Source organism: Micromonospora luteifusca, from assembly GCF_016907275.1.
Taxonomy (GTDB): Bacteria; Actinomycetota; Actinomycetes; order Mycobacteriales; family Micromonosporaceae; genus Micromonospora; species Micromonospora luteifusca.
In genome coordinates, this window is record NZ_JAFBBP010000001.1 from 6,646,555 (window position 1) to 6,659,367 (window position 12,813).

Genomic DNA, 12,813 nt, shown 5'->3' on the forward strand with positions numbered 1-12,813 from the left:
ATGGCGGCCACCCCTCCACAAGCCACCTACCGCGTGCAGATCCGCCCCGGCTTCGGCCTGGACGCCACCGCCGAGATCGTCGACTACCTCGCCGACCTGGGTGTCAGCCACCTCTACAGCGCCCCGCTGCTCACCGCCACCCCCGGTTCGGCGCACGGCTACGACGTGGTCGACCACCGGGAGGTCAACCCCGAGCTGGGCGGTGAGGCGGCCCGGCAGCGGCTGCTGCGCGCGCTGCGTGACAAGAAGCTCGGCCTGGTCGTCGACATCGTGCCCAACCACGCCGGGGTCGCCGTCCCACCGGCCAACCCCGCCTGGTGGGACGTGCTGCGCCGGGGGCGCGACTCGACGTACGCCGACTGGTTCGACATCGACTGGGACCGGGGCCGGCTGCTGCTGCCGGTGCTGGCCGACGACCCGGCCGCTCTGGACGACCTCAAGCTGGTCGACTCCGAGCTGCGCTACCACGAGCACCGCTTCCCGGTCGCCGACGGCACCGGCGACGGCAACGCACGGGAGGTGCACGACCGGCAGCACTACGAGCTGGTCTCCTGGCGTCGGGGTGACGCCGAGCTGACGTACCGCCGGTTCTTCGCCGTTTCCGGCCTGGCCGGCCTGCGCGTGGAGGACCCGGCGGTGTTCGCCGCCACCCACGAGCTGATCCTGCGGTGGGCCGCCGCCGGGGAGGTCGACGGCATCCGTGTCGACCACCCGGACGGGCTGCGCGACCCGGCCGGCTATCTCACCCGGTTGCGGGCCGTCGCGCCGCAGGCCTGGCTCGTGGTGGAGAAGATCCTGGAGTACGGCGAGGAGCTGCCGGACTGGCCGGTCGACGGCACCACCGGCTACGACGCCCTGGCTGCCGTCAACGGGCTCTTCGTCGACACCGACGCCGAGGGTGACTTCACGGTGCTGGACACCCAACTGGCCGGGCACCCCACCTCCTGGGAAAACCTGACCCACGCCACCAAGCTGGCCGCCGCCACGAAACTGCTCGCCGCCGAGCTGACCCGGCTCGCCGCGCTCGCCCCCGACGTGCCGGCCGACAAGGCACGGGCCGCGCTCGCCGAGCTGGCCGCCGCGTTCGCGGTCTACCGGGGCTACCCGCCGCACGGCGCCCGGCACCTCGCCGCCGCCCGCTCCGAAGCCGGTCGCCGCCGCCCCGACCTGGCCGGCGCCCTGGACGCGGTTACCCGCCGGCTGCGCAACCCCCACGACGAGCTGGCCCAACGGTTCCCCCAGCTGACGGGCGCGGTGATGGCCAAGGGGGTGGAGGACACCGCGTTCTACCGCTGGACCCGGTTCGTGGCGCTCAACGAGGTCGGCGGCAGCCCCGCCCACTTCGGGGTCCCACCGGCGGAGTTCCACCGCTTCGCCGCCGCCCGGCACGTCCGCTGGCCGGCCAGCATGACCACCGTCTCCACCCACGACACGAAACGCGGCGAGGACGTCCGCGCCCGCCTCGCCGTGCTCAGCGAGCTGCCCGGCCAGTGGGCCGAGCAGGTCAAGAGCTGGATGGAGTACGCCCCGCTGCCCGATGCGTCGTTCGCCCACCTGCTGTGGCAGACCGCCGTGGGGGCGTGGCCGATCGAGCGGGAGCGGCTGCACGCGTACGCCGAGAAGGCCGCCCGGGAGGCCGCGGCCTCGACCAGTTGGTCCGAGCCCGACCAGGCCTTCGAGCAGGCGATGCACGCCGTGATCGACCTGATGTACGACGACCCGAGCCTGCACGACGAGCTGACCGAACTCGCCGCGGCGATCGCCCCGGCCGGCTGGTCCAACTCGCTCGGGCAGAAGCTCGTGCAGCTCACCATGCCCGGGGTGCCGGACACCTATCAGGGCACCGAGCTGTGGGACAACAGCCTCGTCGACCCGGACAACCGCCGCCCGGTCGACTTCGACGTACGCCGAGAGATGCTGGCACGGCTCGACGGCGGCTGGCGTCCCCCGATCGACACCGACGGCGCCGCGAAGCTCCTCGTCGTGTCGCGGACCCTGCGGTTGCGGCGGTCGCACCCGGAGCTGTTCACCGGCTACCGGCCGGTGCCGGCGCACGGTCCGGTGGGCCGGCACGTGGTGGCGTTCGACCGGGGTGGCGCGATCACCGTGGCGACCCGACTGCCACTCGGTCTGGCCCGCGTTGGCGGTTGGTGCGACACGGCCCTGTCGCTTCCCGTTAACGAGGTTAAGGACCTGTTCACTGGCCGGGTCTACAGTGGCGGGGAGACGCCTCTGGACGACCTGTTGGCCGATTATCCCGTCGCACTACTGGCTCCTCCCACCGCTTCCGTGGAGGCTGCTTCATGACCGAATTCTCCGTGTGGGCACCGGACGCCACCCGCGTCCGGCTGCGCCTGACCGGCGACGCCGACCACGAGATGCGCGCCGCCGCCGACGGCTGGTGGCGGGTCGACGTGCCCAACGCCGGCCTCGACTACTCCTTTCTGCTGAACGACGACGAAACCCCACTGCCCGACCCCCGCTCGCCGTGGCAGCCTGCTGGAGTGCACGGGCCGAGCCGCCGCTACGACCACGCCGCCTTCGCGTGGTCCGACAACTCGTGGACCGGCCGGCAACTGCCCGGCAGCATCCTCTACGAGCTGCACATCGGCACCTTCACCCCGGAAGGCACCTTCGACGCGGCCATCGACCGCCTCGACCACCTGGTGTCGCTGGGCGTCGACCTGATCGAACTGCTCCCGGTCAACGCCTTCAACGGCGAACACAACTGGGGGTACGACGGCGTCTGCTGGTACGCACCGCACCAGCCCTACGGCGGCCCCGATGGCCTGAAACGGTTCGTCGACGCCGCCCACGCTCGCGGGTTGGGGGTGATCCTCGACGTCGTCTACAACCATTTCGGGCCCTCCGGGGCCTACGCGCCGCAGTTCGGCCCCTACCTCGCCGAGCAGAGCAACACCTGGGGCCGCTCGATCAACCTCGACGGCCCCCACTCCGACGAGGTCCGCCGCTACATCATCGACAGCGTGCTCATGTGGCTGCGCGACTACCACGTCGACGGCCTACGCCTCGACGCCGTACACGCCCTGCGCGACTCGCGGGCGGTTCCTCTGCTCGAAGAGCTGGCAGTTTCCGTCGAGTCTCTGTCGACGCACCTGGGGCGGCCGTTGTCGCTCATCGCCGAATCCGACCTCAACGACCCGCGGCTCATCACCCCGCGCGAGGCGGGTGGCTTCGGGCTGCACGCGCAGTGGAACGACGACGCGCACCACGCCCTGCACACGTTGCTGACGGGGGAGCGGCAGGGCTACTACGGCGACTTCGGGTCGCTGGAGACGTTGTCGGACGTGCTGACCGGCGGGTTCTTCCATGCGGGGACCTGGTCGAGCTTCCGTAACCGGCACCATGGGCGGCCTCTGGATTCGCGTGTCCCTGGTCATCGCCTGGTGGCGTACCTGCAGAACCACGACCAGATCGGGAACCGGGCTACCGGGGATCGGATCTCGGCTTCCCTGTCGCCTTCTCTCCTGCGCGTCGGGGCTACCTTGCTGTTGACCGCGCCGTTCACTCCCATGCTGTTCATGGGGGAGGAGTGGGCTGCCTCTACGCCTTGGCAGTTCTTCACCTCGCACCCGGAGCCGGAGCTGGCTACCGCCGTTGCTTTGGGGCGGCGGCGGGAGTTCGCCTCGCACGGGTGGACTGAGGGGGACGTGCCTGATCCGCAGGATCCGGAGACGTTCGTGCGGTCGCGGTTGGACTGGGCGGAGCTGGACAAGCCTGAGCATCGGGAGATGTTGGCGTTCTACCAGCGGTTGATCGCGCTGCGTCGGTCGTTGCCGGACCTGTCTGATCCTCGGTTGCACACGGTTTCGGTGCAGCATGGGGACCGGTTCTTGGTGATGCGGCGGGGGGAAACGCTTGTGGTGGCGAACTTGGCTGGGCGGGGTCAGGGGATTTCGCTGCCTGGGGTGGCTCGGCGGGTGCTGCTGGCTACGGGGGAGGGAGTAACCGTCATGCGGGACCGGATCCAACTGCCGGCTGAGACTGCGGCGATCGTGGCGCTCTGAGAAACCGCATTTACGACCGCGCCGCGTAAGATCGAATTCCTGGATACCAGTTGGCCATTGATCTGACAGGTCCTACGGCAGTGCCACGAACATCGGCAGTTAGGATATTGCGATCGCGTTGTAGATTTGCTCGACTGCCGCCGCTACCGCGCCGACAATGGGCACTGCTTCCAGCGCTCCCCTGAGGAGAGCTTTCGCGACCGGCGGCTTTGGTTTGTCCGATTGCATCTCTGCGCTAAAGCTCTCAAACAACTCCTTCGCTTCGGCGCTCCCGGTCTCAACTACGGCCCTCTCAAGGACGAGCAGGGCCTGCAGAGTTGCCTCGTCATACTTCTTCTCAAGCTCATTGAATGAATTGATAATAGTGCTGCGATTGATCACCCGGCCATTGGGTGCGTTGATATAGTCACCGTTCACGCTGATCTCTCCAGTGCTAACTAATCGTTGAAAGTGGGAATGGCCCGCCTGGGTAATCTTGATCTCTTCATGGCGCTCGGGGCGCCGACGTGGGTCGGGTTTGGGTAGATTTGACGAATCATCCTGATTCTTCTCGACTATTTCCGAGAACCCGTGGTCTATCAGCCGGTGCGTAGCTAGGCAGGTATCCTCGTATGGCTGGCCAATTGCTGCGCTTAGCGCAGCAACGGTGACAGCCCGGCCATGATCTCGGTGCAGTCTGCTTAGAATTTGCCGCTCAAGATCGAGTAATTGCTGATCGGTCATATTTTCTGAGCGGCGCTGCGCATCCGCGAATCGCTGCTTACTCTTGGCTGCCGAGGAAATGCCCGCGAAGATGGCGATTGCGACGCTAGCGACTACGAGTGTTAGGCATACCGTGCTAGCTGCTTGATCTGCTGGAGGTCCACCTGGGGAGATGGTGGGTGAGGGCGCCGCGTAGAGCCACATCAGGGTTAGCGCCTCCAAGATTCGCCTCCTCGATCTTGAGGCTGATAGGCTTCCTCCCAATCTTGTCGGAGTCAACTCGTCTGTCGTGGACCCGTCAGCAAGTCAGAACTCTTTGCCGTCGGGTTCGGCCCGCACCACCCACCTGGCCTGGTCTGGCCGGTGTTGGTTCGAGTGGCCCCGAGAGTGAGTAGCAAGTCCGACCCCTGCCTGCTGATCACTTGGCATGGATGGTCAACGATAGTCATTCCTGGCTCTCGTCCGGCGGCTGGGCATCATCTTGGCGGCACGCAGGACCACCGACTGTCAGAGATGTCCCATCCGATTCCGACGCACCGGTGCCACGGTGATGCCCTGTAGCGTCGCCTCGCACCGGCAGCCGCGCTGCTAACTGGGATCGCGGGAAGACGACGGATTCGAAGGCGCGTCGTCGTACTTTGGCCTGGGGCGCTGATCGTTCAAGCTCGAAAGCACTCGTCAGGGCTGCTCCTTCGTGAGCCAGTCCTTTACCTTTTGCGAGATAATGTCCGGATGCTCCTTCTGGACAAATTCCAAGAACTGTCGCATTCCCGCCGATTGGTCGTTGCCGTACGAATCCTTTGTCGGTAGATCCAGCAATCGGTCGAGGTCAGCTTCGGTGAGCTCATCGACCACGAGCTCAAGCAGCATCAGCACGATGTTGCTGTGGTCGTAGCTCTGAGTAAAGTCGGCCTCGTTCAGCCACTTGGTCTTGAGTACCTTACGCACTGCCGAGGACTGAAACTTGGCAGGCACCGTCAGGCTTTGCAGCCACTTGCCATCCTTAAAATCACGGTAAAAGGCACCTGCGGTTCGATAGCTCTGGCGCTTGGCGAGAACCAACTCTTCAAGCTCCTTGATCGTATCTTCGCTGACGTATCGGGTGATCAAGTCGTAGGCAAGGCTCGCCAGCGAGATGTAGTGAACGGCAAGGTTGGGTTCGAGAGGCGTTGCCGGAGTGTGGGCCTTCTCGTTTCTGAGATGCTGGACTCCCAAGTGCAGGTACCCGATACCTCGGAAGAAATCTGATTCTGCGGCGTTCGTAGGTATCGACTTGCCGAACAAGGCTTCGTAGTGCGCGGTGTTCTGGGCGCTGTTGTTGAAGACGTCAGAGGCCTTCTCATTGCCGGTGATCTCGCGGAGCTTCCCGCGCACCAGCTTGTAGGACTCTTCGACTGCGTGAAAGTAATCCCCGGTCGCCAGGTACTGCCCGATGTGGTTGTAAATATCTCCGTGAATCTCGATCTGAATCTTGTTTTCTGAAACCGTCGCTTCGGTAGTGAAAATGGCGAGCGTTGGGTCAGATACCTCGTCGGCCGACGTCGTCTGTCCCATGTGATTAAACGGTGCACCATCAATCTCCGCGGCGATCCTTCGAATCATGGCGATCTGGCTGTCCGTGATTCTGTCGGGGAAGCCTGGAAAACCCGGTGCAGCTTGCTTTGCGTCGATGTAGTCCGCGAGGGTGCCGAGCGTTAATGCGACCTCGGAATCTGAGCCGATCTTCCATAGCGTCCTCAACCTGTTTGCCTTCGACACCCCGTACTCGGCGTACTTGTCCTCGTAGATGTCGATGGCGAGTTCGTCGAAAAGCTGCGCCAATGACGTATTTGTGAGATCGAGGACGTACCCACCGCTCATGCCCAGCACAGCCTCCAAAAAGGTTTTGTCTGGCAACGACAGCTTGCTCACGACTTGTCGCTCCTCTGATCGGCTTGTCGTTCCGTAGTGAGCCAGCATGATGGGGTCTGCCCGTCGCGCGACCGAGCACAGGATCATCGTCAAGATCGGGGTGCCTGTCATCGGCATGGTCAGACATCCGACACAACCTACGTCGCGCTTCTTGGCAAGCGGTTCGAGGCAGATGAGTGTGTTCCGCAGGTGCCTAGCGCTGGCCCAGGCAATGTGCTCCATCCTTCGACGCCACGCCCAAGTGCAGATCACCTCGCACGGATCACCCGCGAGCCAGAACGCGCCGACCGCCGGCCCCCGAAAGCACCTTGACCGAGCCAGCGGAAGTAGGGGCACCAACGGAGCTATTGGGGTGTCACGGTGGACGGCGGAAGTCGGACGATACCGGCAAAACCTTCTGCGCCGTATCGCATGTCAGCTCAGCTTTAAATCATGGTCGTGCAATCCTGATGATGAACGGCGATGAGGATTATGACGACGATTTCGGTGGAGAAGCATCTCTGAATAGCAGTGGCGGCCGCTCGGCCTCCGTGCGGCCGAGCCAACCCCGCAGCTCAGGCTTCGGCGACCCCGCAAAGTCGTAGCAAGCAGGGCCTCCTTCCGGGTCGTCCAACTCACGAGGCGGCCGAGTCAACTCCAATGGCGGGTGTGTCATCCACGCCGCGCTTCTCGGGCACCCAGTGCTTGAACGTTTCGCCGGTGTATCGTTCAACCGTGCAGGGATAGAGAAGTGTGGCCGCTGTTCCGGCCCTCTACCCGGGAGTAGGCGAAGGTATGGTGACAAAGCCGGAAAGCATTGGTGCCAGGATTCGGTATTGGCGGATGCGCCGTGGCGGGATGACCCAAGCCGTCCTCGCGGGACTCGCCGGCGTCACCCAGTCGTACGTGTCGCAGATTGAGTCAGGTCGGAAGACCATCGACCGGCGCTCCACCTTGGTCGCTCTTGCCGCAGCTCTCCAGGTCACGGTGGCCGACTTGCTCGGCCAGGGTACGGAGTCAGGCGATCCGGCTCGTGAGAGCGCCGCCGAGCGTGTGCCGGCGATCTGGTCGGCCTTGATCGAGATCGAGGACGGCGAGCGCCGCCCGTCGACCTACACGGCGGATCAACTGGCGGCCGAGATCGCCCGCGCCGACCAGCTCCGCAACTCATGCCACTACCCGGCCATGGCCCGGATGCTCCCGAGCCTGCTGCTGGAAGCCGCTGCCGTGGGTGGGACCGCGCTCGCTCAGGTTGCTTACCTAGCTTCCACCTGCCTCCGGCACCTCGGCTACCGCCACCTGGCCCTCAATGCGGCCCGGGTATCCGTATCGGCTGCCGAGGACGTCGAAGATCGAGCGTGGATCGGTGCATCTCGCTTCGTGTACGCGCAGAGCCTGCCGATCGAGTCCGCACGCTTGGCGGCCAGATCCGCTGGCCGATCGCTCGTGGAGCTTCAGGGAGATGCGGCCGACGTCCGGGTGCGGCAAATGCTTGGTCAGCTTCACCTTATGGCTGCACTGGCGTCGACCGTGGACGCTCGCCCGGATGTTGCCCGTGACCACCTCGGGGAGGCCACGCGGGAGGCGGCGAGTTTGGGAGACCCGGCCGACGGTGGTGGCTTCAACGGGTGTTGTTTCGGTCCGACCAATGTCGGGCTCTGGAAGATGTCCATCGCGGCTGAGCAGGGCGAGTACGGCAAGATAATCGAGCTGTCCCGGACGATACGACCGCAGGTGCTCAAGGCATCAAATCGCCAACTGTCGTACTGGCTCGACATCGGGCGAGCGCTGGCGGACGGCGGTCGTCGGGACTCCGAGGCGTTGGCCGCATTCATCCGGGCCGAGCAGGCTGCTCCGATCCCGTTCGCGATTAACCCCCTCGCCCGCGATGCCGTGGTGACCCTGGCGCAGCGCGCCCAGCGCCGAGCCATCCCCGACGAGCTGCGCCTGCTTGCCGGCCGCATAGGCATCAACCTGGCCGCATAACTGCCAGTAATCACGCCCTCACCAATGCACCTTACTGTCCGATTTGGGACGTGAGCGCGTCCTGATGGCCTGGGGGCGGCGGTGGTTGAGAGCGAGCCTCCCGGGCGTCTGACGGAGGAGGCGGGGATGAGCGGGCAGGATGACAACGCTCCGGAGAGCACGGGCGAGGCGGCCGAGCGGGAGGCTGCCAAACAGCGTCTCCTGGCCCAGGCCGAGGCGGAGCGCGTACCCGTAGACGACACGACCCGCGCGGTCCCGGACCGGCGGTGGCGGCGTGACCAGCGATGACGTGCCGATCGGTCGGCGGGTGGCGCGGTGGCGGGTGCGGCGGTCGATGACGCAGCAGATGCTGGCCGACCGGTTGCGCAGGTCGAAGAGCTGGGTGGACAAGGTGGAGCGAGGCGTGCGCGCCCTGGACCGGTACTCGGTGATCCAGGAGTTGGCCCACGTTTTGCGGGTCGATCCGGAGGTGCTGCTCGGGCAGCAGCGGCCGACGCCGGCCGGCCCGCCGGATGGGGTGGACGACATCCGGGCCGCTCTCGCCCGTTACGACACCCCGCAGGCCCCGGCGCAATCGCGGGAAGAGGTGAGAAGGCAGGTCGGGTACGCCTGGTTGACCTACCAGCACGCGCACTACGGGCAGTTGGTGCGGCTGCTGCCGGGTCTGCTCGACGCCGCCCAGGGCGCGCAGTCGCCGGAGTTGCTGGTGCAGGCGTACCGGATCACCTCGTCGTTGCTTGTCAAGCTCGGCGAGGCCGATCTCGGGTGGCTGGCCGCCGACCGGGCGATGGCCGCCGCCGGCGACGACCCGGTGCTCGCGGCGACGGCCACCGTGTCGGTCGGGCAGGCGCTGCGCGCGTCGGGCCGGGACCGTCTCGCCCTGGCCGCGACGCTCGCCGCCGCGAACCGCGTCACCCCCGGTTCGCAGCGGTCGGCGGGGGAGTGGGCCGTGGGCGGGACGCTGCTGCTCCAGGCCGCCCTCGCCGCCGCCGGCTGCGGCGAGCACCGCCGCGCCGACGAGCTGACCGAGCGGGCCGCGGGGGTCGCCGCGCAGATCAGGGGGTACGACGATCAGCACCGGACCAGCTTCGGGCCGATCGCTGTCGAGTTGGCGCGGGTGGTGTTGGCGGGGTTGCGGGGTGACGCCGCCGAGGCGCTCCAACGGCATTCGGCCGTAGTGCGGCGGGAGGGGTGGCGGCGGTTGCCGGCCGAGTATCGGGGCGCGTACCTGGTGGATGCCGCTCGGGCGTACCTGCAGGTGGGTGACCTGCGCGGGGCGGCGCGGGCGCTGGTGGACGCGGACAGCGTCGCGCCGGCTGAGGTTCGGTGCCGGCCCTTGGTGCGTACCGTGATCGCCGATGTTGCCCGCGCGCAGCCGGCACCGGCCGGCGTGGCGCGACTGGCGACGCTGGTCGGCCTCACCCGATGACCGGCCGGCGTCCGGCCACCACCACGCTGGCGCCGCAGGCAGGGTTCTGCACGAGATGCGCCGTGTGACCCGCGACCGGCCGACGGCCTGGGCGGGGTTTCCGGGAACGTGAGATTCGGGCATGTACCTCGGCACTGCTGGAGGGGAGACGGCAATGCTGGTAACTGGTTATCTCGGCGCGGTGCTCATCGGTGCCCTCGTTGGCCTGCTCGGCCGACTCATTCTGCCGGGGCGGCAGCGGATCGGTTTCTTCGCCACGTTCGTCATCGGCGTCGGCTCGGCGGTGCTGGGCACCGTGGTCGCCAGGGCGCTTGATATCGACGACGGAGCCGGCGTGGAGGTGTGGGTGCTGCGCTGGGACTGGGTCGTGCTCGCAATCCAGGTCGGCGTCGCGATCGTCGTCGTGGCGTTGGCGAACATGCTCACCTTCACCCGGCTTGCCGGCGGCGACGACAAGCCCCGTCGGCGGGTCCGTCGCAGCCAGGCCAAGGGCTGAACGGGCGGGAACGGGCAACCCCGACTCCCGCCCACGCAAGCGGGTCAGCACATCCGGATGTGCCAGACCGGCGAGAAGTTCACGGCTTCCCAGGCTTCTCCAGAACTGAAGCCGCGGATCGGGTTGCGGTTCTGGTCCATCAGGTCGGTTCAGATCTTCTCCGGGCACCCGCACCTGGGGCTGTTCGCCGGAAACTCGATCGCGGTCCTGCAGTGTCCGCCGCCGCCCAGCTGACTCGCGCGTCGCCCGTCGTGGTTCACGTCGTTGCTGTCCGGTCGAGGAGGAACAGCGCCGTGGCGTCGATGACGCCGTCGAAGTGCCCGCTGGTGCCGGGGTAGTGGAATCCGTGTTCGGCGTTTTCGTACTCCAGTAGCGTGCACTCGTTGCCGGAGCGGGCCATCGCGTCCCGGAACTGCCGCACCGAGCCGATCGGCTCGACCTCGTCGCGGGTGCCGTGGTGGATCTGCGTCGGCGGATTCCCCGGCCGCACGCACTCGATCAGCGAGTAGTCGACCAGTCTGCCCTCGGCGATACCGACCTGCTGTTCGAGGCGGCGCTGCGCGTCCGGCTCGAAGGAGCCCAGGTTCAGTCCCGCAGGGTTGAGGGCCACCAGGGCCGCGATGCCGGGTTCCGGTGCCGCATTGGACGGGGTCATCGCCGCGAGCATCGCGAGATGGGCACCGGCTGAGCTGCCGCCGGCGGCCAGGTGCGGCGTTTCGAGGCCGCGCGACGCCGCCAGCCGGCCGAACTGCTCGACCGCGCGCCGCACATCGGCGAGGCAGTCGTCGATGCTGGCAGCGCCACGATCGAGCAGCCGGTACCCGGCCGACACCGCGAAGATTCCCCGCGACGCCAATGCTCGGCAGTGCGGGACGAGCCCGTCGGGCGATCCGTCGCGGAGGGCGCCGCCATGAAACAGGACGACGCCAGCGCGCGACGGTGTGCCCTCGGCCGGCTCGAAGACCAGCAAGTGCAGCTCGCTGCCATCGGCGGCCCGGTAGGAGATCGCGGACTCGCGACCGGCCCTCATCATCACGGCATCCGAGCCTAGGCACCCAAGATGGCCTTGAGCGCCGTGTCGAGGGCCTGGTCTGCCGAGACGGGTACATCGGGGACCACTCCGACGCCCTCCCAGTTGGTGCCGGTGACGCTGTTGATGGTCCGGGCGGTCGGCACGGTTACGAGGATGTGTTCGGTGACCGGGTGGCGGGCCGTCGGATGCGCGCCGCCACGCGTCGTCTCACCGACGACGACGGCCCGGCCGTGCGCTTGAAGGGTGTATGCCACGTCCTCGCCCCCGGAGAACGTCATCGCGCTGGTGAGCACATAGACCGGGCGGTCCGCGTAGCGCGGCCCGGGCAGGTGCGCGGTCGTCCAGAACTGGCGTGTGGCGCCGGTGGACCGCTCGTAGAAGTCGTTGAGGTGCACCTGGTCGTCGCGGAAGAAGTAGCTGCACCACATCGCAGCTCCCTCCGGTGTTCCGCCGGAGCACGCGCGTAGGTCCAGGATGAGCGCGGAGCTGAGCGCGACCAGTTGCATGGCCGCGCCGATCGCGGCCGCGCCTTCGTCGGCGTACGCAATGCGCCGCACGTCGATGAGCCCGACGTTCCCGTCCAGGTGCTCGACCCGGCGGATCCCCTGGTTTTCCGCCCTGAGCAGCGCGAGGAACGCGGCCCGCCCGCCGTCTTCGTCCGCTGGATCCAGCGATTGCGGCTGGTCCGACCACAGCAGCCGCAGATGCTTGTCCGGGCACACCTGCTGAAGGTGAGCGGTCACCGTCTCGCAGAGCGCCGGCCCGTCCAGGTCGTCGTACTCGCCTGCCGCGAGACGGCGCCGGATCGCGGCGTCGATGTCCGCGACCTTCACCGGAAAGACGTACCCTGCCTCGATCCGATCCAGGGCCTGTCCGATTATCTGTTCGTTTGAGAGCACGGCGGGCCACGGTAGACCACAAACAGTCTCATGGCCACCGGTTGGGCGTGGCGGGCTGGGGTGCGGGCGTGAACGGGGCCAGGAGCAGATCGGTGAGGCGCCGCCTGGCGTCCTCGTCACCGCTCAGTCGCAGTGCGCCCGACTTCACCGCCGCCGCCATGGTGATCTCCTGGCCACAGACGGCCCGAAGGGTGTCGATGTCAGTGGTGAGCGCCGCGTCGGGTTTGGACGCCGTGGTCGGCGGGGGACAGGGCCGTTGCGCGTACCGTGATCGCCGATGTTGCCCCAGCCGGCGCCGGCCGGTGTGGCACGACTGGCGACGCTGGTCGGCCTGACCCGCTGACGGCCGG

11 protein-coding genes are annotated in these 12,813 nt (G+C 67.2%); 6 read left to right on the plus strand and 5 right to left on the minus strand.

The genetic code is table 11. The annotated features are described in order from the left end of the window. Complete coding sequence (treY, locus tag JOD64_RS30045; protein WP_204945352.1) at positions 1 to 2,307, plus strand: malto-oligosyltrehalose synthase; 2,307 nt, start codon at positions 1 to 3, stop codon at positions 2,305 to 2,307. Next, positions 2,304 to 4,028 carry a malto-oligosyltrehalose trehalohydrolase gene (gene treZ / locus JOD64_RS30050; RefSeq protein WP_204945353.1) on the plus strand — a complete coding sequence of 575 codons (1,725 nt, stop codon included), beginning with the start codon at positions 2,304 to 2,306 and terminating at the stop codon, positions 4,026 to 4,028. Before treY ends, treZ begins: the two co-directional genes overlap by 4 nt. A gap of 99 nt (positions 4,029 to 4,127) precedes the next feature. On the opposite strand, the gene JOD64_RS30055 is transcribed toward treZ, so the two are convergent. Both JOD64_RS30055 and JOD64_RS30060 read right to left on the minus strand, forming a co-directional pair. Continuing rightward, positions 4,128 to 4,952, minus strand: a complete 825-nt coding sequence (locus JOD64_RS30055; RefSeq protein ID WP_204945354.1) for a hypothetical protein — start codon at positions 4,950 to 4,952, stop codon at positions 4,128 to 4,130. 456 nt (positions 4,953 to 5,408) lie between these two features. Beyond that, positions 5,409 to 6,641, minus strand: a complete 1,233-nt coding sequence (locus tag JOD64_RS30060; protein ID WP_204945355.1) for a TIGR02391 family protein — start codon at positions 6,639 to 6,641, stop codon at positions 5,409 to 5,411. Positions 6,642 to 7,415: 774 nt separating this feature from the next. Here JOD64_RS30060 and JOD64_RS30065 point away from each other — a divergent pair. From JOD64_RS30065 to JOD64_RS30080, 4 genes are all read left to right on the plus strand, one after another. Beyond that, positions 7,416 to 8,606, plus strand: coding sequence for a helix-turn-helix domain-containing protein (locus JOD64_RS30065; RefSeq protein WP_204945356.1), 1,191 nt, complete (start codon positions 7,416 to 7,418; stop codon positions 8,604 to 8,606). A gap of 126 nt (positions 8,607 to 8,732) precedes the next feature. Continuing rightward, positions 8,733 to 8,894: a hypothetical protein gene (locus tag JOD64_RS30070; RefSeq protein ID WP_204945357.1), complete on the plus strand. Its 162-nt coding sequence runs from the start codon at positions 8,733 to 8,735 to the stop codon at positions 8,892 to 8,894. Then, complete coding sequence (locus tag JOD64_RS30075) at positions 8,881 to 10,035, plus strand: helix-turn-helix domain-containing protein (RefSeq protein ID WP_204945358.1); 1,155 nt, start codon at positions 8,881 to 8,883, stop codon at positions 10,033 to 10,035. Before JOD64_RS30070 ends, JOD64_RS30075 begins: the two co-directional genes overlap by 14 nt. Positions 10,036 to 10,189: 154 nt before the next feature. Then, positions 10,190 to 10,531: a GlsB/YeaQ/YmgE family stress response membrane protein gene (locus JOD64_RS30080; RefSeq protein ID WP_204945359.1), complete on the plus strand. Its 342-nt coding sequence runs from the start codon at positions 10,190 to 10,192 to the stop codon at positions 10,529 to 10,531. A 256-nt stretch (positions 10,532 to 10,787) separates the two neighbouring features. Here the strand turns inward: JOD64_RS30080 and JOD64_RS30085 are convergent, their stop codons facing one another. From JOD64_RS30085 to JOD64_RS33645, 3 genes are read right to left on the minus strand one after another with little or no spacing between them, the layout of a single operon-like run. Then, positions 10,788 to 11,564, minus strand: a complete 777-nt coding sequence (locus JOD64_RS30085; protein WP_239561912.1) for an alpha/beta hydrolase — start codon at positions 11,562 to 11,564, stop codon at positions 10,788 to 10,790. 14 nt (positions 11,565 to 11,578) lie between these two features. After that, positions 11,579 to 12,463: a S41 family peptidase gene (locus JOD64_RS30090; RefSeq protein WP_204945361.1), complete on the minus strand. Its 885-nt coding sequence runs from the start codon at positions 12,461 to 12,463 to the stop codon at positions 11,579 to 11,581. 28 nt (positions 12,464 to 12,491) lie between these two features. Continuing rightward, positions 12,492 to 12,623 carry a hypothetical protein gene (locus tag JOD64_RS33645; protein ID WP_275581608.1) on the minus strand — a complete coding sequence of 44 codons (132 nt, stop codon included), beginning with the start codon at positions 12,621 to 12,623 and terminating at the stop codon, positions 12,492 to 12,494. Positions 12,624 to 12,813: the final 190 nt, after the last annotated feature.